Raw genomic sequence first — 21,827 nt, 5'->3', positions numbered from 1 at the left:
CGTTATTCCTCTGCCGCTTCCGCTTTTTCCCGCTCCGCCCGCTCGCGCGCGGTGCGTGCAGCAACGAGGTCCGCCGGCTGGGAATTGCCGCGGATCAGCGACCGGCCCGCATAAATGCCGCCGACGACTTCCATCGCGAAACGTTCCTCGTCGCGGTCGCGGAATTCCTCCACCAAGCGGGCAGCATCTTCCCGCTCCTCGCCCATGGCGCCAAGCACTTCCTCGCTGAAATTCATCGCCGATTCCAGCGTCTCGCGGATCTGGTAATCCACGCCGGCCTTCACAAGATCGATTGCGTGGCCACGGTCATAGGCACGGGCAAGAACGGGAACCAGCGGAAATTCATGCTTGACGATCTCCGCGATCCGCACAGCGGCTTCCTTGTCGTCGACGCAGATCAGCACCGCACGCGCGGTGCTTGCCCCGGCGGCATGCAGGATTTCCGCACGTGAGCCGTCGCCATAATAGACCTTGAAACCGAATTCCGCAGCATCGCGCACAAAGTCGGCATCCTTGTCGATCAGCGACAGCGTGTAGCCACGCGCGAGAAGCGGCTGGCTGACAATCTGGCCGAAACGCCCGAAACCGATCAGCAGAATGCTGCCCTCGACATTTTCCGGCACGTCGAGATCATCGGTCTTGGGAACGGCCGCCGGCACCAGCCGGTCGTGCAGAATGACCATCAGCGGCGTCAGCACCATCGAGATGATGATGGTCGCCGTCAGGATGGCGTTGGCTTCGCGGTCGAGGATGCCGGCGCTGACAGCGGCGGAATAGAGCACGAAGGCGAATTCGCCACCCTGAGCCATCAACACGGCCCGCTCCAGGCTTTCGCGCCTGGTGGTGCCGAGCGCCCGCGCCACGCCGTAGATCAGGAATGCCTTGAGCAGCATGTAACCTGCGACGCTGACGACCACGAGCTGCCAGTTCGATGCAATGACGGCAAGATCGATCGCCATGCCGACGCCGAGAAAGAACAGGCCGAGCAGAATGCCGCGAAACGGCTCGATATCCGCTTCCAGCTGATGGCGGAACGACGATTCGGACAGCAGCACACCAGCCAGAAACGCGCCCATCGCCATGGAAAGACCGCTGACCTGCATCAACAGCGCCGAACCGAGCACCACGAGCAGAGCGGCGGCTGTCATTACCTCGCGCGCACCGGACGCCGCCAGCAGGCGGAAGAACGGGTTGAGAAGATAACGCCCGGCCAGAATGAGCGCGCCGACGGCGGCAAGCGCGATGCCGACGGAAATCCAGCGCTCCGAGGGTGTGACGTGCTCGCCACCAGCACCGAGGAAGGCAACGAGCGCCAGAAGCGGCACGATGGCGAGATCCTCAAACAGCAGGATGGCGATGATGCGCTGGCCCTTGAGGCTGGACATGCTGTTGCGTTCCTGCAGCATCTGCATGACGATTGCCGTGGAAGTCAGCACGAAGCCGGTACCGGCGACGAATGACATGATGAGCGGAAAGCCGAGGCTGACGCCAACCATCGTCAGACCCGCCATACAGACCAGCACCTGCAGCGCGCCAAGCCCGAAAATATCCTGCCGCATGGACCACAGCCGTGACGGCTGCATTTCAAGGCCGATGATGAACAGGAACATCACCACGCCGAGTTCGGCGATATGAAGGATCGCCTGCGAATCGGAGAAGAAACCGAAGCCATATGGCCCGATCACCAGGCCGGCGGCCAGATAACCCAGCACCGAACCGAGGCCTATGCGCTTGAAAATCGGCGCGGCCACCACGCCCGCCGCCAAAAGCACGACCACCTGGGCCAGATCATTTCCGTTCGCTTCGACCGCCACACATCACCCCGTTTAAATTGATAGAACGAGGGTGTTCCCTCCCTCACTTCCTAGCGCATCAGTATGAAAATCGAAAATGATTTTACAGAAGGACGATGCGCAGATTCAACGGGTTATTTGTCCATAAGGCATGCGGGCTTCAGATGCCGCTGCCCTTCTCCCCTCATTCCCGTGCTTGTCACAGGAATGAGGGTGGGGAGTGTCCGCAGGCCTTGCGCCCGCCTACCGGGACAGCGGTTCCCTGCTCAAGCCCTTTTCGGCGAGCTGTCGCTCATAATCGGCAAACGATGCGTCGCCGGTCTCTCCCAGTTCCTTCAGATATCTCCAGGTAAAGATGCCGCTGTCATGGCCGTCGTCGAAGACGATGCGCACGGCATAATTGCCCGTCGCCATCATGGAGCGGATCGTCACGTTGCGCTTGCCGGGAACAGTGACCTTCTGGCCCGGCCCGTGGCCCTGCACTTCCGCGGAGGGTGAAAGCACGCGCAGCATCTCGGCACCAAGCCGATAGACGCTTCCATCATCGAAGGAAACGGTCAGTTGCCGCCGGTCTTTCGACACAAGCAGTTCAGTCGGCCAGGCATCACTCATTTTTCACTTCCGCAAGCTCGTCTTATGCGTCAGAATTACGGACTTGCCTCGCGATAGGCAAGTCACTACATCACCTGTAAAGCACATGCCCGGCAATCTTGTGCCCGGCGCATCGCGCAGTGAGGACGGAGACGTGAACAGTTTCCCCGGATCGCTCGAAAGAGCGCAGTCCCTGACGGAAAACAAAGCACCGATGGTGGACCCTTTCGGCCGGTCCATAACCTATCTGCGCGTTTCCGTGACAGACCGCTGCGATTTCCGCTGTACCTACTGCATGTCCGAACACATGACCTTCCTGCCCAAGAAGGACCTTCTGACGCTGGAGGAACTCGACCGGCTCTGTTCCGTCTTCATTCAACGGGGCGTGCGCAAGCTGAGGCTGACAGGCGGCGAGCCGCTGGTGCGCAAGAACATTATGATGCTGGTGAGGAACCTCGGCCGCCATATTGGCACCGGCGCGCTGGATGAGCTGACGCTGACCACCAACGGTTCGCAGCTTGCGAAATTCGCCGCTGAACTCGCCGATTGCGGCGTGCGGCGCATCAACGTCTCGCTCGATACGCTGGACCCGCAGAAATTCCGCGAGATCACCCGCTGGGGCGATATCGACCGTGTGATGGAAGGGCTGGATGCCGCGCAGGCCGCCGGCATCAAGATCAAGCTCAATGCTGTCGCGCTGAAGGACTTCAACGAGACTGAAATTCCCGAGCTGATGCGTTTCGCCCATGGTCGCGGTATGGACCTGACTGTCATCGAGACCATGCCCATGGGCGAGATCGAGGAAGATCGCACCGATCGCTACCTGCCGCTTTCCAGGCTGCGCGCCGATCTGGAACAAAGCTTCACGCTTGTTGACAACGACTACCAGACCGGCGGCCCTGCCCGCTACGTGACGGTAAAGGAAACCGGCGGCAGGCTCGGTTTCATCACACCCATGACCCATAATTTCTGCGAAAGCTGCAACCGCGTCCGCCTCACCTGCACCGGTACGCTCTATATGTGTCTCGGGCAGGACGATGCCGCCGACCTTCGCACGGCGCTGCGCGCTTCCGACAGCGACGCCTATCTCTCGGGCGCCATAGACGAGGCCATTTTGCGTAAGCCGAAAGGGCATGATTTCATCATTGACCGCACCCACAAGCGCCCCGCTGTCGCCCGCCATATGAGTGTGACCGGCGGCTGAACCTGTTTCTCGTCCACCCACCCATTTAAGCGGTTGAAATGCCGGCTTGGCCGTGTCAGGTCTCTTGGCATGGAGGAATGCGCGGTCCCGCCCGGCGGGCGACCCCTGAGAGGAATTTGGGGTTAGGCTGCGCATGGTCTGGGACAGTATGAAATGGCATTGACGGACAATACGCGCGGCGCCCTTCTGATGGCGCTCGCCATGGCAAGCTTTACGGCCAACGACGCCCTGACGAAATCCGTCACCCCCTACATCAATACCGGCCAGATCATGTTCGTGCGCGGCATCATGACGGTGGTGCTGATCTATATTGCCGCCCGGCACTTCGGCGCGCTCCGGCCGCTGAAAACCCTGATGCGCCCCATCATCATCCTGCGCTGTCTCTGCGAAGTGACAGCCGCCGTTCTCTATCTGACGGCGCTTGGACTCATAGAATTTTCCAACGCCTCGGCCATATTGCAGTCCCTGCCGCTGATCGTCACGCTGGGTGCGGCACTGTTCCTGCGCGAGCCCGTCGGCTGGCGGCGCTGGGCGGCGATCATCGTCGGCTTCATTGGGGTGCTCGTCATCATCCGGCCCGGCCCGGAAGGCTTTACCTCAGGCGCGCTGCTGGTCGTCGCCTCGCTGGCGGTCACCGCCGCGCGTGATCTTCTGACCCGCAAGATGTATGCGGATGTCCCCTCGCTTGCCATCACCTTCGTTACCGCCTCCGTCAACATGGCGGTGGGTGGCCTGCTGATCCAGCCCTTCGGCGGCTGGCAGCCCATGAACTTCATGATCCTGTCGCATCTGGCCGGTTCTGCCGTTCTGGTGCTGGTCGGTTACCAGGCAATTATTCTGGCAATGCGAACCGGCGAAATCTCCTTCGTCGCGCCATTCCGTTACACCAGCCTGCTCTGGGGTTTCATGATCGGCGTGTTCTTCTTCAATGAAAAGATCGACAGCTTCACGATCGTCGGCGCCGTGATCGTCATCGGCTCGGGCCTCTACACCTTCTACCGTGAAAGCCTGCGCAAGCGCTCGCAGATGGCCAAGCGCTCCGCCGCCACGCCCACTGCCGCGACCACCGTGCGGCCAGCGTCCGTAACGAAAGCTGCCGTTACGGAAAAAGCGGGAGAATGACATGAAAAACGCCCGCTTTCTGGATCGCACCACCCCGCCCCACATCATCACGCTCGTCGTTATCGCCGGCGTCGCGGCGCTTTGCATGAACCTGTTCCTGCCCTCGCTTGCAGCGATGGCGCTCCATTTCGAGACCGATTACGCCGTGATGCAATTTGCCGTGTCCGGCTATCTTGCCGCCACCGCCTGCCTGCAACTCCTCATCGGCCCGCTATCCGATCTCTTCGGACGCCGACCCGTCATGCTTGCCAGCATCGCGATGATGATCGTCGCCACGCTCGTCTGCATGCTGGCGCCAGATATCACCGTCTTCATGTTCGGGCGTGTGGCGCAGGCGGCCGTCGTTTCCGGCTTCGTGCTGGCGCGCGCCATCGTGCGCGACATGGTGCCGATGGAACAAGCCGCTTCGATGATCGGCTATGTGACCATGGGCATGTCGGTGGTGCCGATGGTCGGCCCAACGGTCGGCGGTCTGCTCAACGATATCTCCGGCTGGCAATCCAGCTTTGCGCTTCTTGCCCTGCTCGGGGTCGGCATTCTGGTGCTCGCCTGGTTTGATCTCGGCGAAACCAATCACAACAGATCGGCAAGCTTCTCGCAGCAGTTCCACGCCTGGCCGGAACTTCTGCGCTCGCCACTCTTCTGGGGATATGCGCTGACCTCGACCTTCTCGTCGGGCATGTTCTTTTCGTTTCTCGGCGGCGCACCCTTCGTCGGCAGCGTGCTTTATGGCCTTGCCCCGGCCATGCTCGGCCTGCAATTCTTCTTCATGGCCAGCGGCTACATGCTCGGCAACTTCGTCTCCGGCCGTTATGCGAGCCAGATCGGCATCACCCGCATGATGCTGTCGGGCAATGTCGTCGCCATCGCCGGGATTGTCGCAGCCATAGCGCTGATATTCACCGGGGCGGAAAGCCCCTATGCGTTTTTCGTGCCGCTTGCGCTCATTGGTGTCGGAAACGGTGTGACCCTGCCAAGTGCCAATGCAGGCATGGTCAGCGTCCAGCCGCATCTGGCAGGCTCCGCCTCCGGTCTTGGCGGCGCCATGACCATCGGCGGCGGTGCGGCACTTTCCGTGCTTGCCTCCTCGGTTCTGTCCAAAGAGGACGGAACCTGGCCGCTTCTTCTCGTGATGCTGGCGACCGGCCTTGTCGCCCTCCTCACCACCTATATCGTAAGGCTGCAGGAAAAGCGGCAATGACGGCGCGATTTGAAATACCCGGTCTTGTGCTTGCCGGCGGCCTGTCGCGACGGATGGGCACCAACAAGGCGACCGTGATGCTGGGCGACGAACCGCTGCTTTCCCATGTCGTGCGCCGCATCGCGCCACAGGTGTCGGATGTCGCCATCAATGCCGCGAATGGCTGGGCCGAAAGCTTTGGCCTGCCGTTGCTGCCTGACACCGTGAACGGCCATGCCGGGCCGCTCGCTGGCGTTCTCGCCGGCATGCGGCATTTCCAGAACCATCGCGCCCGGAAAAGCCACTTCCTGACAGTGCCCGCCGACAGCCCGTTCTTTCCCGAAGATCTCGTCGACCGCCTCTGCGAACACATGGCCGAAGACGCAATCGTCATCGCCGCCTCCAGCGGCCAGTTGCACCCGGTTTTCGCGCTATGGCCCGTGGCGCTCGCGGACGATCTGGAGGAATGGCTGAAGAACGATGCAAACCGGCGCATCCGCGCCTATCTTGCACGACACGTCACGATCGGTATCGCCTTCCCGCCGCTGGAAACGGCCAAGGGCAGCCTCGATCCGTTCTTCAACATCAACACGCCGGATGAACTGGCGCTCGCTCGAAGCTATCTGGAGAGCATGGAACCATGATGAGCCAAAAGGTCTTCGGTATTGCCGGCTGGAAAAACTCGGGCAAGACCGGCCTTGCGGTCCGCATCGTCACCGAGCTGACGGCCCGCGGCTATCGGGTCTCGACCATCAAGCATGCCCATCATGATTTCGATATCGACAAGGTCGGCGCCGATAGCTGGCGTCACCGTCAGGCGGGCGCGCACGAGGTCACCATCGTCTCCGGCACCCGCTTTGCCATCATGCATGAATTGCGCGGCGAAGCCGAACCGTCCTTCGAGGAAATCCTCTCCCGCCTCGCCCCTTGCGATCTCGTACTGATCGAGGGTTACAAATACGAGCCGGTGCCGAAGATCGAGGCGCGACGGCTGGAAGCTGCCAAGACCGAACCGCTTGCCGGAGGCGATCCGCACATCATCGCAATTGCCGCCGATCACGCGGTGACCGACACCACTCTTCCCGTCTTCGACCTCGACGATACCGCCACGATTGCGGACTTCGTCGAGAAGACGGTTGGGTTGGTGAGGGCGTAACTGCCGTTTCGGCAAACTCTTCTCCTCCGTCATCCTCGGGCTTGACCCGAGGGCCCGCAAACCGACCGCACCATGGATCCTCGGGTCAAGCCCGAGGATGACGTCGAATGTGTGAGGACGTTTGGCCTACCCCCAAAAATGAAAAAGCCGGGCGTTCGGCCCGGCTTCATCATTCCTTGAGACGCAATACCTATTCAAGGAAACCGGAGGGGTTCACCGGCGTCGCATCCTTGCGAACTTCGAAGTGAACCTGAGGACGTTTGGCGCTGCCAGTCATGCCTGACGTGGCGATGGTCTGTCCGCGCTGAACCTTCTGGCCGCGCTGCACGTCAAGATTGGCGGCGTTGCCGTAAACGGTGACCTTGCCGTCGTCATGGCGCACGAGAACCGTGTTACCAAGCTGCTTAAGGCCATTGCCCGCATAGATGACCACACCGTTTTCGGCGGCCTTGATCGGCGTGCCTTCCGGAACGGAGATGTTGATGCCATCGTTGCGGCTGCCTTCGACGTTGTCGCCGAAATTATTGATAACGGCGCCACGAACCGGCCAGCGATATTTGCCGATGCCTGTGGATTCCGGAGCGAGCGAGGCCATATCGGACTTCTTCTCGATATCGCCGACGCTTGCCGTTGCGGCAGGAGCGGACGGTACGGTCGCAGCTGCGGCAGGAGCCTTGTAGGGTTCCGGCTTGGCGGATGCGGTTTCCACTGCCTTGGCCGCTTCCTTTGCGGGTACGGAGGCTGTCTTAATGGCGTCGGTCGAAGCACCCGGCATGGCGAGTGTCTGGCCGACACGGATGCTTTCGGTGGAAATGCCGTTCGCGGCCTTGAGGGCTGCAACCGAAACGCCGTTTTCACGGGCGATCTTTGCCAGGCTGTCGCCCGGCTGAACCTTGTAACCACCGGCTGGCGGCATAGGCTTGCCACCGGGAGGTGTGAGCTTGCCGTTTTCAGCCGAAACCTTGTCGCGGGCAACACTCTGCGAGGGCAGCACGGCTACCTTCTGGTCTGGACCGCGCAGCGGGTTCGGCTCGTCGCCGCTGCGGTTGAGCGCAATGTCACCAGCCGCAGCCTTAGCGGCATTGCGGACCTGACCGAATTTCGGAATAAGGATCGACTGGCCAGCCTGCGCGGACGCCGCGGTCTTCAGACCGTTGACCCGCAGCAGTTCCTTTTCGGGAACGCCGTAGCGGTTGGAGATCGTCGCGATGCTTTCACCCGGACGCAGCGTTACCGAAGAGGCGCCATCCGTATGCCAGCCGTTCTTGTCGGAACGGACGGTTGCGGTGGTGAGATTGTCGGCGACGGGAGCGGCAGCCTGCTGTGCAGGTGCTGCGAGAGACGGAGCGGCTGATCGTTGTGCGGACGGGAAAGGCTGGGCCATGGCTTCGTTGCGGGTCGACGGGTCGCGGCTTGCCACCGCCGGCGGAGCCGACAGCTCGGAGCGTTGCACCGGAGAGGCCGAAGCCGAACGGGCCGTCGAAGGCTGAACGCCACCGCCATAACCGCCGGAAGACGGATAGGAGTTGGCCGCCATGTTCTGATTGGCGTAGCCGCCCTGGGGTGCCGCAGAGGCATAACCACCGTTCATGTCGCCTTGCGGGACCGGGGCCTGCCCATAAGCACTGCCGCCCTGGCGGGCTGGAATTGACGCTGTCGTCATCCGATCCGGTCCACTGGAAAAGAGGCCGCTGAACCGCGTTGCATCCGAGCTACAGCCCGTTGCGACGCTTGCCAGCAATGCCGCTGCGAACATTTTTGCGACTGATTTTCCGATTTTAGACGAATGTCTCATACGCATAACTCGATCTACACTGACGCCAACCCGCCGCATCGAGGTCGATCCGGCACAAATTTCACTTCTTGCAAGGCCCATTTCCCGATCCCGGGAAAACCATGCGTCGATGTTTATGATTAAAGCGCGTTAGTGTTACCACGCCGTTAAAACGTTAAGCCGCTCGGCGCTTTTTTGACACTTCGATAACCATGACGAAAACGGCATGTGTCATGTCTGAACAATATTATTATGGAAAATCAGTTGGTTGTGATGATTTAGAACATTCTAAGACGAAAATTAATCGCCTTCGATATTTTCATTTTGTCACAAATGCCGGGCAATATGGCTGCCAAGCGGCAGATAGGGCGTCTCGAACAGCTCTTCCTTCTCGAAGCGGCTGCCGGTCTTGGAGAAGCGCGTCATCACGCAGCGCCCGTCTTCCAGAATGATCGGCGCGATCATCATGCCGCCGGAGACGATCTGCTCGGCGAAAAAGCGGGGCATGGTGGTAAAGGCGGCGGTGGCGACGATTCGGTCGAAGGTGCCCTCGCCGACCAGACCGTTGCTGCCATCCGCCTGGCGGATGACGACATTGCGGATGGAAAGATCGTCCAGACAGTTCTGCGCCTGCTGCACCAGCGTCTTGTATCGCTCCAGCGAAAAGACCCGCTCCACCCGGCGCGCGATGATCGCCGTCATGAAACCGCTGCCGGTACCGATTTCCAGCACGCGCTGGCCCGGCTTCAATTGCAGGCGGGCCAGGATTTTCACCGCCATGTCAGCGCCTTCCATGAAGGCGCCGCAGTCGATCGGGATTGTACGGCTGGAATAGGCATCAGCGGCGAATTGCGGCGGCACGAATCTGGAGCGCGGCGTCTGTTCCACCGCCGTCAAAAGGTCGAGATCGGAAATCCCCTCGCCCCGCAAGCGGAGAACGAGAGCGGCAAAACCTTCCTTTTCAACCATTGCGGATTTCAATCGGCGACTCCGAATCCAAGTGCTTGCGCAACCCGATCCTTGACCGTGTAATCCGTAAGGTCAAGCTTTAGCGGTGTGACCGAAATCTTGCAGTGCTTCAAAGCGTGGATATCCGTGCCCTCGAGGAAGGTGCCGAGGCGTTCGCCAAAGCGCAGCCAGTAATAAGGAAGACCGCGGCCATCCTGGCGTTCTTCTACCGTCAGGCCGAAATCGAGCTTGCCCTGCCCGGTGACGGATACACCCTGCACATCATCAGGTGCACAATTGGGGAAATTGAGATTGAGGAAGGTGCCATCAGGCAATTCCACATTCATCAGCTTGCGCAGCAGATCCGGCGCATGGGTCTCGGTCACCTCCCACGGCACGACGCGGCCTTCGGAATGGCTGAAAGCCTGGCTGAGTGCGAAGGAGCGTACCCCTTGCAGCGTACCTTCAATGGCGCCGGCAATCGTGCCGGAATAGGTGACATCGTCAGCCATATTGGCGCCGGCATTGACACCTGAGAGTACGAGATCGGGCTTTTCCGGCAGAACTTCACGGATGCCCATGATGACGCAATCGGTCGGCGTACCGCGCAGCGCGAAATGCTTGTCGGAAACCTTGCGCAGCCGCAGCGGCTCGGAGAGAGTAAGGGAGTGAGCGAGACCGCTCTGGTCGGTCTCGGGCGCCACGATCCAGACGTCATCGGACAGCGTGCGGGCGATACGTTCCAGCACCGCCAGCCCTTCGGCATGGATACCGTCGTCATTGGTCAGCAAAATCCGCATGTTTCTCTCTCCGCTTTTCATATCTTCCGGGACGGAGCATCCTCCCCACCGGCAGTGAGGTGTGCAGTTCTCTCAACGTCATCCTCGGACCTGTCCCGAGGAACTAATCACGTCTAAATCAATCGACAGGTTGCAGATCCTCGGGACAGGCCCGAGGATGACGTCGGCGTAATTGGAAGATTCTCCTTCCAATAGCACGACGCTGCGCTCCCTCAGGCCGCCTTCTCGATCCGTGTCAGACCGCCCATATAGGGCAGCAGCACGTCTGGAATTGTGACGGAACCGTCGTCGTTCAGGTAATTTTCGAGGACCGCGATGAGGCAGCGGCCGACGGCGGTGCCGGAGCCGTTCAGCGTGTGCACGAACTTCGTCGCCTTGTCGTCCTTGCCGCGATAACGCGCATTCATGCGTCGCGCCTGGAAATCGCCGCAGACGGAGCAGGACGAAATTTCGCGGTAGGTGTTCTGGCCGGGCAACCACACTTCCAGATCGTAGGTCTTGCGCGCGCTGAAACCCATATCGCCGGTGCACAGCGTCATGGTGCGGAAATGCAGGCCAAGACGCTTCAGCACTTCTTCGGCGCAGGCCGTCATGCGCTCATGCTCGGCAACAGCACTTTCCGCGTCGGTGATGGAGACGAGTTCGCATTTCCAGAACTGGTGCTGGCGCAGCATGCCGCGTGTGTCGCGGCCGGCAGAGCCCGCTTCCGAACGGAAGGACGGCGTAAGTGCCGTGAAGCGTAGCGGCAGCTTTTCCTGCTCGAGAATTTCGCCGGAGACAAGGTTGGTCAGCGTCACTTCCGCCGTCGGGATCAACCAGCGGCCATCAGTGGTCTTGAACAGATCCTCGGAAAACTTCGGCAATTGGCCGGTGCCGAACATCGCCTCATCGCGCACCATCAGCGGCGAAGAGACTTCCGTGTAGCCATGTTCCGAGGTGTGCAGGTCGATCATGAACTGGCCGAGCGCCCGTTCCAGACGCGCCAGCTGGCTGGTCAGCACAGTGAAGCGCGAGCCGGAAAGCTTGGCAGCCCGCTCGAAATCCATGTAGCCGAGCGCTTCGCCAATCTCGAAGTGCTCCTTTGCTTCATGGTTCCAGCCTGGCTTCTGGCCGACCACGCGGGTCACCACATTGTCGTGTTCGTCCTTACCGTCAGGAACATCGTCGAAAGGTATATTTGGCAGGCGCGACAGGGCGTCGTTAAGCTCGGCGGTGACCTGGCGGTCCTCCTCCTCGGCGCGCGGCATGTTCTCCTTGATGTCGGCGACTTCCGCTTTCAGCTTTTCCGCCAGCTCCATGTTCTTCTGCGCCATGGCGGCGCCGATGTCCTTGGAAGCGGCATTGCGACGCGACTGCATGTCCTGCAGGGACTGGATGACGGACCGGCGCTTTTCGTCGAGAGCGATCAGGCTGCTTGCGGCAGGCTCTGCGCCGCGCCGTGCAAGTGCTGCATCAAAGGCTTCGGGGTTTTCGCGTATCCATTTAATGTCGTGCATCGTCGTTCCAGACTATTGTTGGTCGCTCGCGTTTTATCAGCAAAACGCCGGGCGAAAGGCCCGGCGCGAGGAGATTTGATGAGCAGGAAGACCGTGGCGAAGCGTCAGGTCTCTTCCAGCTCCGTGCTTTTGGATTCCGCAGCACGTTTCCTCTCCACGAGTCGAGCCATGTAGATGGAAATCTCGTAGAGAATGATCGCAGGCAGCGCAAGACCGATCTGGGACATGGGGTCTGGCGGCGTCAGCACGGCCGCAACCACGAAGGCCATGACAATGGCGAACTTGCGCTTTTCCCGCAGCCAGTCGCTGGTCAGAATCCCGACCCGCGCCAGAAGCGTGGTGACGACAGGCAGCTGGAATACCAGGCCGAAGGACAAAACCAGCGTCATGATGAGGCTGAGATATTCCGACACCTTCGGCATCAGGGAAATCGCCACCTCGCCATCTACTGGCAATTGCTGCATGGCGAGGAAGAACCACATGACCATGGGCGTGAAGAAGAAATAGACGAGCGCCGCGCCGATGAGGAAAAGGATCGGCGACGCGATCAGGAACGGCAGGAAGGCCGCGCGCTCGTTCTTGTAGAGGCCCGGCGCCACGAATTTATAGAGCTGCGAGGCAATCACCGGAAAGGAGATCACCATGGCACCGAACATGGCAACCTTGATCTGCGTGAAGAAGAATTCCTGCGGCGCCGTATAGATCAGCGATGATTTCGCCACATCCAGCCCCGCCCAGATGACCGCCCACTTATAGGGAATGACGAGCAGGTTGAAGAGATGCTTGGCAACGGCGAAACAGGCGATGAAGGCGACGAAGAACGCGCCGAGCGACCAGATCAGCCGCGTGCGCAACTCCATGAGATGTTCGATAAGCGGCTGCGGCTTGTCCTCGATGTCCCCGCTCATGCTTCATCCTTTTTGGGCTTTGCAGCCTTGGTTCTTGCCGGTTTGGCCGGCTTGGCATCCGCAACGGCAACCGCCTTCTCCGCTGCCGCTTTCCTGACAGCAACCTTTTTGGCGACAGCCTTCACGGTCGGCTTCAAGACAGCAGCTTCTTCAACAGGCGCTGCGGCAGGCTTGCTGCGGGTGGTGCGCTTCGGCTTGGCGGCAACCGCTTCGGCTTCAACGGTCGCAACAGATTTCGCACGCGCACGCTTCGGCTTTTCTTCCGCAGCAGCAACCGCAGTAACCGGCCCAGATGCAGAAGGCGTGGGAACCACCGCAGGCGCCACATCCGGAAGCTTCATCTCGGGCTCCGGCACGCTGACAAGAGGAGCCACCGGCTCACTTGTTGCAGGTGCTGCTGTCGACGAAATCGCATCGGGAGCGGATGTCGCCTTCTGGAGATCAGACTTGATTTCGTTGCCGAGCTGGCGAAGCGGGTTCATAGCATCGCGCAGGGAATTGGTCGGGTTGAGATTGCGCACATCGGAGATTGTCTGCCGCACATCGTCCATGTCTGCCTCTTTCAAGGCCTCGTCGAACTGCGTGCGGAAATCGCCCGCCATCTTGCGAAGGCCGGCCATCGTCTTACCGAAGGCGCGGATCATGGGCGGCAAGTCCTTGGGACCGACGACCACGATCAAAACGACCGCGATCACCAGAAGCTCGCTCCAACCGATATCAAACATCAAAACGCTCCCGAGACCCTAGCGCCAGTCTCAAAACAAGCAGGTTCAAGCCGCTTACTTGATCTCGTCAGCCTTGTGGTCAACAGTCTTCGCGTTGACATCGGCCGGCGGCGGAGTCTGATCTTCGTCAGCCATGCCCTTCTTGAAGCTCTTGATGCCCTTGGCGACATCGCCCATCAGTTCCGGGATCTTTCCGCGTCCGAAGAGAACGAGAACGATCACCAGCACGATCAGCCAATGCCACACACTAAAAGAACCCATAACTGAAACTCCTGAATTTCGCTTTCAGACGATGTAAGACGTTTGAAAGGCTTTTTCAAACAACAAATCGTTGCTTCAACAGGCTGTGGGCATAAAGTTTTCGTGCCTTGTCATCCGCATGAAGACGATATCAATCGTCGCCATCGCCGCCACCAGGTGCAAGCAGGCCCAACTCTTCCAGATCGAGCTGCGTGATCGGGTCTTCGTCTTCGCGCAATTCGTCGCTCATCATCGGCAAAGGCACGCCGAAATTGGAAGGAATACGGCCCGAAAGCAGGCCCGCACCCTTCAGTTCCTCAAGGCCCGGCAAGTCCCGCAATTCCTCAAGGCCGAAATGGTCGAGAAACTCCACCGTGGTGCCGATCGTCACCGGCCTGCCCGGCGTGCGCCTGCGGCCCCTGAAACGCACCCAACCCGCTTCCATCAGCACATCGAGGGTACCGCGTGAGGTTTGCACGCCACGGATTTCCTCGATTTCGGCGCGTGTCACCGGCTGATGATACGCTACAATCGCCAGAACCTCCAGCGCCGCACGCGAAAGCTTCTTAGGTTCCTTTTCCTCAGAATGGACGACGAAGGAGAGATCGCCGGCCGTGCGGAACGCCCATTGCCCCCCAACCTGCACCAGATTGACGCCCCGCTCGCCATAAGCCGCCTTCAGCCCGTGGAGTATGGCAACGACATCCATGCCGCGCGGCAGGCGCTCGGCAATGAAGGCAACTGAAACCGGTTCGGCCGAGGCAAAGACCAGCGCCTCGGCAATGCGCTCGGCTTCCTTCAGCTGACGCTCGGAAAATACCGCGGGCTCGGCCCCAACCACATCCGCCGCCCCATCTGCCACGATGGCGGCTTCGCCGGTCTCGTCGTCATGCGTCATTATCAGTCCTTTCCGCATTCGGCGCGCGGTCATCTCGCTCGCTCCTGCGCATATAGATGGGCTGGAACGCGCCCTCCTGCCGGATTTGCAGCGATCCCTCGCGCACGAGCTCCAGCGAGGCGGCGAAAGCGCTGGCGATTGCCGTCACGCGCATCGCGGGGTCAGGCACATATTGCAGCAGATATTGGTCGAGCACCGTCCACTCGCCGACATCCCCGAGCAGACTGTTCAGGAGTTCCCGGGCTTCCACAAGCGACCAGACCTGCCGCTTTTCAATCGTGACCTGGGTGATGGCCTGCCTTTGCCGCAGATTGGCATACGCACTCAGGAGATCGTAGAGGTTCGCCTCGTAAGCCGAGCGGTTGATATGCGGAATATGCTCCGGCGCGCCACGGGCGAAGATATCGCGGCCAAGCTGGGCGCGGTTGACGAGGCGTTCAGCCGCCTCCCGCATCGCCTCAAGACGTTTCAGCCGGAAGGCCAGCGTCGCGGCCATTTCTTCGCCGGAGGGGCCGTCATCCTTCGCCTGCTGCGGAATGAGAAGCTTGGACTTGAGGAAGGCAAGCCAGGCCGCCATCACCAGATAGTCGGCAGCAAGCTCGATGCGCACGCGGCGGGCTGTTTCCACGAATTGCAGATATTGCTCGGCAAGCGCCAGCACCGAAATGCGCGACAGATCGACCTTCTGCGTGCGGGCAAGGTGTAGCAACAGATCGAGCGGGCCTTCGAAACCCGCGACATCGATCACCAGCCCGGCCTCGCCCGTCAGCCGCTCCGGCGTCACATCCTGCCAGAGCTTGTCCATAGGCGTTGAAGTGCGAGACTTGTCTGCTGCCATTGTTCCATCCGCCGGGCGTCCGGCCTGTCGTCCCGAGTACCGGGCCGCCGCCCGATTGTCAGGAAACGGCCCACATGGCGTTGAATTCGGCTCTCAGTTCAGCTTCGTCGGAGGCATCAGTGGCGGGAAAACCCGCTTCCACGGCCCGCACCCGCTCCAGCGAACGGCCGGAAAGAACGGGAACCTCCTTCACGACCTCAAGCATTTCACCCATCACGCCGTTGCAATGCAAGACTATATCGCAGCCACCCGCAACAATATTCGCGGCACGCTGGCCAAGCGTGCCCTTCAGCGCATTCATGGAACTGTCGTCGGACATCAACAGACCGTCAAAGCCGATTCGCCCACGAATGATCTCCTCGATCACCTTTGGCGAGGTCGTTGCCGGACGCTCCCGATCGACGGCGTTGAACACCAGATGCGCGCTCATCGCCATCAATTCACGGTTCAGCGCGCGGAATGGCACAAAATCATGGGCCTCCAGCTCGTCCAGCGGCACATCGACAACAGGCAATTCATGGTGCGAATCCACCATGCCGCGACCGTGGCCCGGCATGTGTTTCATGACAGGCAACATGCCGCCCGCCTTGAGACCGTCAGCCGCCGCCTGCCCCATCTCCGCCACCATGGTCGGGCTGTAGCCATAGGCCCGGTTGCCAATGACGTTGCTGGCGCCTTCCACCGGCACGTCGAGCACCGGCAGGCAATCGATATTGATGCCGAATTTCATGAGATCGAAGGCATGCAGACGCGACATCAACCACGCCGCGCGCAGGCCTTCCTCCCGGTCACGCTCGTATATCTCGCCAAGAATGCGGGCATTCGGATAGGCTTGCAAAAGCGGAGGCTTGATGCGCTGAACGCGCCCGCCTTCCTGATCGATCAGAACCGGGGCATCCGGCCGCGCGACGGCATCGCGCATTGAGGCGACGAGATCGGTAATCTGTTGCGCATCACCGATATTGCGCCCGAACAGGATGAAACCCCAGGGCCGCTCATTGCGGTAAAGGGCAATCTCGTCAGCGGAAAGCGTAAGCCCGCCGCATCCGAGGATCATAGCTTTGCAATCGGTCATGATGTCACGCTCACAGAATGGGGAAATGGCCTTATACCGCAAGGCGTCGGGGATAAGTCGACAACCCCTCCGCCGTCATGCTCGGGCCTTTCCCGAGCATCTGCAACCGACCGGTTGGCGAAACGTTGGCAGATCCTCGGCACGGGGCCGAGGATGACGTCGAATGTGAGGAAAGCCTTTCCCCACTGCGAGGGCTGCCTTAGACGGCAGCCCCAATCTTCACTCAACCGGATCAGCCGCTATCAGCGCGCCACCAGGCAGCTGCCGCCAGCTGCGCGGAACTTTTCGCACAGCGCCACGGCTTCGTTCTTGTCCCCCGCCGGGATGCGGACGCGGTAGAACGTGCCCTTGCCGGCGATCTCAGCGGCCTTGATGTCGACGCCCCGACCAGAAATGACCGAACCGAACTTGGCCGACATGTTCTGGTAGGACTTCTGGGCCTCCGCCTGGCTCGGCAGGGACGCGATCTGGATGTAATAACCACCCGAAGACGGCGCGCTCGTTGCTGCGGGCATGGCGGCGGCTGTCTGCTGCTGTGCAGCCTGCGGCTGGGCCGGAGCAGTTGCAGCAGGACGGACGTTGCCCTGATTGGTCACCGTTGCCACCACATTGGAAGGCTGTGCGGACGGACGCGCCGAAGGAACGGGCGCAGCCGACTGCGAGGCCGGTGTGGAGGAAGCGGCTGGCGTATTGGCCTGCGGATGTTCAGGCGCAACCGGAACACGCGAAGCGGCGATGACGGCGGGAGCACCCTCACCCGGTTTGGCTGCCTGCGGTGCAGCAAGCTCCGCGACCTTGTCGGCCTTCGGTGGCTGGGCAGCAGGCGCATCGACTTCCTGTGCAACCAGCGTACCATCAGGCTTGACGATCATGGTACGGACCTTGCGCGGCGAAACGCCCGTCGCACCGGCACCTTCGTTCTGGCTGGCCTTTTCTTCCGGCGAAAGCAGGCGCGGATCTTCAGTCTCGCCAACCGGCGTGCCGGTGGCTTCCATGTCCGCGTCGTTTTCACCTTCCAGCGGCAGCTGTTCGGGTATCAGCGTACGCTGGACCACATCGACAGGCTTTTCGTTGCTGGAGATCAGCGCCGGTTGCTTCGGATCGGCAGCGCTACCACCGGCCACGCGGTCGTAAACCGCCTTGTCCTGATTGGGCACGACGCGGCCACCCGGATTTTCCGGCACCACCTTCATCGGGTCGTTATCGGCGGAAATGATGACCGGCGCGCCATTGGAGCCCGCACCGGACGAACCGCCCGACATCAGCGCGTAAACACCACCACCGACAAGCACCAGACCGATTGCTGCGGCAACCGGCATGATCCAGCGGCGACCGCCGCGTTCTTCTTCTTCGCGATAGGCCGGCTGATGGTCGACATAGGTATTCTCGGCATCGCGCGGCGCATTGCCACGCGAGGCAGCAGCCTCCTGCATGGAGCGGCGGAAATCTTCTTCTAGCGCCCGCTCAAATTCGTCAACCTCCTCCGGACCCTGTGCCTGAGGACGCGCCTGCGGGGCAGCAGCCCGGTTTTCCGCATGTTTGTGACGGTCAAGACCACCGGCAACCGCCGGGGCAAACAGCGTTGCGAGCTCGGTGTCGATATCGAGGTCTTCTTCGTGACGACGGGCGACAGGCTTGGGTTCGAAAACGCCGACCGGCAATTCCGGCACGTCCATCTCGGTAATATTTTCCGGATGTTCTTCCGTCTCACCGATCTGCGAGGGATCGAAAGGCAGGCTTTCCAGCGTTTGTGGTGCAACCGGCTGCGGTGCGGCTGCGACCGGACGCGGCTGAACCGGAGGGGCGGCTACCGGAATTGCAGCAACCGGGGCCGGGCGCGGCTGAGGTGCTGGCTGTTCCCGCACCGGCTGCGGCGCGGCGGCAGCAACCGCTACCGGAGCGACCGGCTGCTGGCGAACGGGCTGCGGCACAGGCGCAGGTGCGACTTCCGCTGCAGCGATTTCGGACAGATCGAGGTCAAGATCGAGATCATCAAGCGCAAGCTCGAAATCATCGTCGTTGAAACCTGCGAAATCCCCAAAGTCCGGCTCCTGAACGGGCGGCGCTGTTACGGCCGAGGCTGCCTTTACAGGGGCTGCGGCAACCGGCGCCGTGGCAACCAAAGGCGGCTCCACTCTTGCAGCCGGGACGATAGGCGCAGCCTGTGCAATGGGGGCATCCTGAACGACAGGCTCTTCGCCGCGTCCGGGAATGGAATATTTCGCAACGCCGTAGATCAGCTCGTCCATCGGCGAAAGATTTGTTTCAACCGGCTTCTCTGCAACCGAAGGCGCAAAGGTAGGTGCAGTTTCTTCCGCCTGAACGAAGACGGGCTCAGGCGCCGGAACTGGTTCGGCCTGTGGCTCGATCCGGGCTGCGGCCAGCGCTTCGGACCTCGGCTCGATCCGCCTGGGATCACCTGCCGCAACATCGCGGCGCGCGCCGAAATTGGCAAGCGGCAGACGCAGGCTGGAAAATTCCAGCGAAGAACGGCCACCATGCGAAGGCGGACGCACGGAAATCGGTGCAGGCGCTTCGGCGACGGCGATCTCTACCTCATCGGCAAGATCGAAAGCCTGCGGCTCAGGCGCATGGCTCTGATCGGAATGCGCAATATTGCTCGAAACATCGGCCGGAAGCTCAGGCATAGCGTGCCAGGTGCTTTGAGCCGGCTCGACAGCCTGCGGCTCTTCCCATGCAGCCTGCTGGTAAACCACCGGCTCGGCAGGGCGCGACTGGCGCGAATGCACATCGAAAACCTCGGCAACCGCACCGGCATCATCACGGAAATCCGCGCGGATGTCCTGCGTCGACGTCTCGACGTAATTGTGAATGTAGGCCTGATCGGCCTCGGGAAGCGGCTCCTGGCTCACTTCGGGTGCGGGGCTTGCCTCGAACACGGGTTCGTCCGCTGGCGCAAGCTCAGGCTCGCGCCGGGCGAAAACCGATTCGACGCGCTGCATGAAGTCGCTGGGGTGGATGCCCGCACGCACATCGTTTGCCGGGTCAAGAACGACCGGATCGGCATGCGGCGCATCGTAAACCTCGAACTCTCGAAGCAACTCGTCTTCGAGATTGAATTCGGGTTCGCGGCGGGTTGCCGCAGAGCCGGCGCGTGGCGCAGCTTCGGAACCCGCATGCGAAGGACGCTCATCGAAACCGACGATGCGCGCCAGTTCTGCCAGAGGATCGTTGTCAGCGAACCCTTCAGACCGGGCGTCCCGGTTATACGCGACATTTTTTTCGACCATTACGTGTTCCACCATCTACGCATTGCAGCTCTTGCCAGCGTATTGTGAGCAAATAATGGTGATATGTTATCGCATCTCGTCAGGCGCGTCCGCTCCTAAAAGCGTAAGACCAGACTTCAAAACATTCGCGACAGCATTCACCAGCCCGAGTCTGGCAATGCTCAATTCTCGGTTTTTATCGTTAATAAAACGTAATTCCTGATGGTCTTTACCTTTGTTCCAGTGTCCATGGAAGGAACTGGCGAGATCGTAGAGGTAAAAAGCAAGCCTGTGCGGCTCGTGCGCAAGGGCTGCGGATTCGATCAGGCGCGGGTACTCAGCAAGCTTTGCAACCAGCTGCAACTCGTTGATATCGCTAATCAAAGCAACGGAAGACGACATATCGTCCTGCGAGAGCGCAAGACCCGGAAACGCTTCCTGCGCCTGGCGGAAGATGGACATGCAACGGGCATGCGCATATTGCACGTAAAAGACCGGATTATCCTTCGATTGTTCGGTCACTTTCGCAAAATCGAAGTCCAGCGGCTCGGAATTCTTCCGATAGAGCATCATGAATCGCACGGGATCGCGACCTACTTCGTCCACCACATCGCGCAGCGTGACGAAATCGCCTGAGCGTTTCGACATCTTCACCGGCTCGCCATCGCGATACAGCTTCACGAGCTGGCACAGAAGAACCGTCAGCTTCGACTTGCCTTCCGAGACGGCGCGCGCAACCGCTTCAAGCCGCTTCACATAGCCGCCGTGGTCGGCGCCGAGCACATAGATCATCTCGGAAAAACCGCGATCGAACTTGTTCTTGAAATAGGCGACGTCGGCGGCAAAATAGGTGTAGGAACCGTCCGACTTCATCAGCGCACGGTCCATGTCGTCGCCCACCTCGGTGGAACGGAACAGCGTCTGCTCGCGGTCTTCCCAGTCTTCCGGCAACTCGCCCTTCGGCGGCGGCAGGGTGCCCTTGTAGACGTGGCCCTTGAAGGTGAGATCGTTGATGGCCGAGAGAATGGGTCCGCCATTGCCCTCATGCAGCGTGCGCTCCGAGAAGAACACGTCGTGCTTGACGTTCAGCGTCTCCAGATCCTCACGGATCATCACCATCATTGCGGCGATCGCCTTGTCCTTGACGATAGGCAGCCACTTTTCCTCGGGCATGGCGCGCAGCTTGATGCCATATTCATCCGCCAGCGCCTGGCCGACTGGAACGAGATAGTCACCGGGGTAGAAGCCCGACGGAATGGCGCCGATATCTTCGCCAAGCGCCTCGCGATAACGCAGGAAGACCGAACGCGCGAGCACGTCGATCTGCGAGCCGGCGTCGTTGATGTAATATTCCTTGGTCACGCCATAACCGGCGAAGGCGAGCAGGTTCGCCAGCGTGTCACCCACGACAGCACCACGGCAATGGCCGACATGCATAGGACCGGTGGGGTTGGCGGAGACATATTCGACGTTGATCTTCTGGCCCGCGCCGATCTTCGAGCGGCCGAAATCGATGCCCTGCCCGATCATGTCGGCAAGAAGACGCTGCCAGTAACCGACAGAGACCTTGAGATTGATGAAGCCGGGACCGGCGACGTTGACGCTATCGACATCGCCATCGGCCTGAAGTGCTGGCACGATGAGTTCGGCCAGCGCCCGCGGATTGGTGCCGAGCGGCTTCGCCAAAACCATAGCGGCATTGGTTGCGACATCGCCATGGCTGAGATCGCGCGGGGATTCGACCGTAATTCGACTGAAATCGACCTTTTCGCGGTTCTCTTTCACGAGATCGAGAGTCTCGAGCGCGTTTTTGATCCTGGTATCGAAATCGGCAAAAATGTTCATCGTT

General features: G+C 60.7%; 19 protein-coding genes. 5 read left to right on the top strand and 14 right to left on the bottom strand.

The genetic code is table 11. The features are described from left to right. Positions 1 to 2: 2 nt before the first annotated feature. A complete protein-coding gene (locus tag ACQZ63_RS18400) occupies positions 3 to 1,814 on the bottom strand; it encodes a monovalent cation:proton antiporter-2 (CPA2) family protein (RefSeq protein WP_019566167.1) in 1,812 nt (603 codons plus the stop codon). Positions 1,815 to 2,036: 222 nt separating this feature from the next. Continuing rightward, positions 2,037 to 2,405 carry a gamma-butyrobetaine hydroxylase family protein gene (locus ACQZ63_RS18395; RefSeq protein ID WP_003515573.1) on the bottom strand — a complete coding sequence of 123 codons (369 nt, stop codon included), beginning with the start codon at positions 2,403 to 2,405 and terminating at the stop codon, positions 2,037 to 2,039. A gap of 85 nt (positions 2,406 to 2,490) precedes the next feature. Here ACQZ63_RS18395 and moaA point away from each other — a divergent pair, with 85 nt between their 5' ends. The 5 genes from moaA to mobB all read left to right on the top strand — a co-directional run bounded on the left by moaA (position 2,491) and on the right by mobB (position 7,046). Further along, complete coding sequence (gene moaA / locus ACQZ63_RS18390; protein ID WP_019566166.1) at positions 2,491 to 3,588, top strand: GTP 3',8-cyclase MoaA; 1,098 nt, start codon at positions 2,491 to 2,493, stop codon at positions 3,586 to 3,588. A gap of 153 nt (positions 3,589 to 3,741) precedes the next feature. After that, positions 3,742 to 4,710, top strand: a complete 969-nt coding sequence (locus ACQZ63_RS18385; protein ID WP_065702452.1) for a DMT family transporter — start codon at positions 3,742 to 3,744, stop codon at positions 4,708 to 4,710. A gap of 1 nt (position 4,711) precedes the next feature. Beyond that, positions 4,712 to 5,911 (top strand): multidrug effflux MFS transporter, encoded by a 1,200-nt coding sequence (locus ACQZ63_RS18380; protein ID WP_065660876.1) that lies wholly within the window; start codon positions 4,712 to 4,714, stop codon positions 5,909 to 5,911. Next, positions 5,908 to 6,534, top strand: a complete 627-nt coding sequence (gene mobA, locus ACQZ63_RS18375) for a molybdenum cofactor guanylyltransferase MobA (RefSeq protein ID WP_065702451.1) — start codon at positions 5,908 to 5,910, stop codon at positions 6,532 to 6,534. The genes ACQZ63_RS18380 and mobA overlap by 4 nt, the downstream gene beginning before the upstream one ends. Beyond that, the gene (gene mobB, locus ACQZ63_RS18370) at positions 6,531 to 7,046 is read left to right on the top strand and encodes a molybdopterin-guanine dinucleotide biosynthesis protein B (protein WP_113555771.1); all 516 of its coding nucleotides are present in this window, start codon (positions 6,531 to 6,533) and stop codon (positions 7,044 to 7,046) included. Before mobA ends, mobB begins: the two co-directional genes overlap by 4 nt. Positions 7,047 to 7,236: 190 nt before the next feature. Here the strand turns inward: mobB and ACQZ63_RS18365 are convergent, their stop codons facing one another. From ACQZ63_RS18365 to argS, 12 genes are all read right to left on the bottom strand, one after another. Next, positions 7,237 to 8,802, bottom strand: coding sequence for a LysM peptidoglycan-binding domain-containing M23 family metallopeptidase (locus ACQZ63_RS18365; RefSeq protein ID WP_162763613.1), 1,566 nt, complete (start codon positions 8,800 to 8,802; stop codon positions 7,237 to 7,239). 345 nt (positions 8,803 to 9,147) lie between these two features. After that, complete coding sequence (locus ACQZ63_RS18360; protein WP_029658770.1) at positions 9,148 to 9,789, bottom strand: protein-L-isoaspartate(D-aspartate) O-methyltransferase; 642 nt, start codon at positions 9,787 to 9,789, stop codon at positions 9,148 to 9,150. 8 nt (positions 9,790 to 9,797) lie between these two features. After that, positions 9,798 to 10,568 carry a 5'/3'-nucleotidase SurE gene (surE, locus tag ACQZ63_RS18355; RefSeq protein WP_113555769.1) on the bottom strand — a complete coding sequence of 257 codons (771 nt, stop codon included), beginning with the start codon at positions 10,566 to 10,568 and terminating at the stop codon, positions 9,798 to 9,800. Between the two features lie 212 nt (positions 10,569 to 10,780). Continuing rightward, entirely contained in the window at positions 10,781 to 12,064 is a 1,284-nt protein-coding gene (gene serS / locus ACQZ63_RS18350) for a serine--tRNA ligase (protein WP_025593635.1), read from the bottom strand. A 104-nt stretch (positions 12,065 to 12,168) separates the two neighbouring features. Further along, positions 12,169 to 12,972 carry a twin-arginine translocase subunit TatC gene (gene tatC, locus ACQZ63_RS18345; protein WP_003515595.1) on the bottom strand — a complete coding sequence of 268 codons (804 nt, stop codon included), beginning with the start codon at positions 12,970 to 12,972 and terminating at the stop codon, positions 12,169 to 12,171. Further along, complete coding sequence (gene tatB, locus ACQZ63_RS18340) at positions 12,969 to 13,697, bottom strand: Sec-independent protein translocase protein TatB (protein WP_003515598.1); 729 nt, start codon at positions 13,695 to 13,697, stop codon at positions 12,969 to 12,971. The genes tatC and tatB overlap by 4 nt, the downstream gene beginning before the upstream one ends. 54 nt (positions 13,698 to 13,751) lie before the next feature. Further along, the gene (locus ACQZ63_RS18335; RefSeq protein WP_003515599.1) at positions 13,752 to 13,958 is read right to left on the bottom strand and encodes a twin-arginine translocase TatA/TatE family subunit; all 207 of its coding nucleotides are present in this window, start codon (positions 13,956 to 13,958) and stop codon (positions 13,752 to 13,754) included. Between the two features lie 130 nt (positions 13,959 to 14,088). Then, the gene (gene scpB, locus ACQZ63_RS18330; protein ID WP_019566157.1) at positions 14,089 to 14,835 is read right to left on the bottom strand and encodes an SMC-Scp complex subunit ScpB; all 747 of its coding nucleotides are present in this window, start codon (positions 14,833 to 14,835) and stop codon (positions 14,089 to 14,091) included. Continuing rightward, positions 14,825 to 15,673 (bottom strand): segregation and condensation protein A, encoded by an 849-nt coding sequence (locus ACQZ63_RS18325; protein ID WP_025593638.1) that lies wholly within the window; start codon positions 15,671 to 15,673, stop codon positions 14,825 to 14,827. Before ACQZ63_RS18325 ends, scpB begins: the two co-directional genes overlap by 11 nt. A 58-nt stretch (positions 15,674 to 15,731) precedes the next feature. After that, positions 15,732 to 16,748: a beta-N-acetylhexosaminidase gene (gene nagZ, locus ACQZ63_RS18320; protein WP_448799341.1), complete on the bottom strand. Its 1,017-nt coding sequence runs from the start codon at positions 16,746 to 16,748 to the stop codon at positions 15,732 to 15,734. A 242-nt stretch (positions 16,749 to 16,990) separates the two neighbouring features. Further along, positions 16,991 to 19,999 (bottom strand): SPOR domain-containing protein, encoded by a 3,009-nt coding sequence (locus ACQZ63_RS18315; RefSeq protein ID WP_113555768.1) that lies wholly within the window; start codon positions 19,997 to 19,999, stop codon positions 16,991 to 16,993. A gap of 66 nt (positions 20,000 to 20,065) precedes the next feature. Further along, positions 20,066 to 21,823, bottom strand: a complete 1,758-nt coding sequence (gene argS / locus ACQZ63_RS18310; RefSeq protein WP_038492845.1) for an arginine--tRNA ligase — start codon at positions 21,821 to 21,823, stop codon at positions 20,066 to 20,068. Positions 21,824 to 21,827: the final 4 nt, after the last annotated feature.

The organism is Agrobacterium sp. CG160-95 (assembly GCF_053521725.1).
Note: the sequence above shows the minus strand (reverse complement) of the source record. Positions and strands in the feature narration are given on the sequence as shown.

Bases quoted from the DNA above. Each gene is read 5' to 3' on its own strand.
- ACQZ63_RS18395 (WP_003515573.1), bottom strand. From the start codon at position 2,405: ATGAGTGATGCCTGGCCGACTGAACTGCTTGTGTCGAAAGACCGGCGG.
- moaA (WP_019566166.1), top strand. From the start codon at position 2,491: ATGCCCGGCAATCTTGTGCCCGGCGCATCGCGCAGTGAGGACGGAGAC.
- ACQZ63_RS18385 (WP_065702452.1), top strand. From the start codon at position 3,742: ATGGCATTGACGGACAATACGCGCGGCGCCCTTCTGATGGCGCTCGCC.
- ACQZ63_RS18380 (WP_065660876.1), top strand. From the start codon at position 4,712: ATGAAAAACGCCCGCTTTCTGGATCGCACCACCCCGCCCCACATCATC.
- mobA (WP_065702451.1), top strand. From the start codon at position 5,908: ATGACGGCGCGATTTGAAATACCCGGTCTTGTGCTTGCCGGCGGCCTG.
- mobB (WP_113555771.1), top strand. From the start codon at position 6,531: ATGATGAGCCAAAAGGTCTTCGGTATTGCCGGCTGGAAAAACTCGGGC.
- ACQZ63_RS18365 (WP_162763613.1), bottom strand. From the start codon at position 8,802: ATGTTCGCAGCGGCATTGCTGGCAAGCGTCGCAACGGGCTGTAGCTCG.
- ACQZ63_RS18360 (WP_029658770.1), bottom strand. From the start codon at position 9,789: ATGGTTGAAAAGGAAGGTTTTGCCGCTCTCGTTCTCCGCTTGCGGGGC.
- surE (WP_113555769.1), bottom strand. From the start codon at position 10,568: ATGCGGATTTTGCTGACCAATGACGACGGTATCCATGCCGAAGGGCTG.
- serS (WP_025593635.1), bottom strand. From the start codon at position 12,064: ATGCACGACATTAAATGGATACGCGAAAACCCCGAAGCCTTTGATGCA.
- tatC (WP_003515595.1), bottom strand. From the start codon at position 12,972: ATGAGCGGGGACATCGAGGACAAGCCGCAGCCGCTTATCGAACATCTC.
- tatB (WP_003515598.1), bottom strand. From the start codon at position 13,697: ATGTTTGATATCGGTTGGAGCGAGCTTCTGGTGATCGCGGTCGTTTTG.
- ACQZ63_RS18335 (WP_003515599.1), bottom strand. From the start codon at position 13,958: ATGGGTTCTTTTAGTGTGTGGCATTGGCTGATCGTGCTGGTGATCGTT.
- scpB (WP_019566157.1), bottom strand. From the start codon at position 14,835: ATGACGCATGACGACGAGACCGGCGAAGCCGCCATCGTGGCAGATGGG.
- ACQZ63_RS18325 (WP_025593638.1), bottom strand. From the start codon at position 15,673: ATGGCAGCAGACAAGTCTCGCACTTCAACGCCTATGGACAAGCTCTGG.
- nagZ (WP_448799341.1), bottom strand. From the start codon at position 16,748: ATGACCGATTGCAAAGCTATGATCCTCGGATGCGGCGGGCTTACGCTT.
- ACQZ63_RS18315 (WP_113555768.1), bottom strand. From the start codon at position 19,999: ATGGTCGAAAAAAATGTCGCGTATAACCGGGACGCCCGGTCTGAAGGG.
- argS (WP_038492845.1), bottom strand. From the start codon at position 21,823: ATGAACATTTTTGCCGATTTCGATACCAGGATCAAAAACGCGCTCGAG.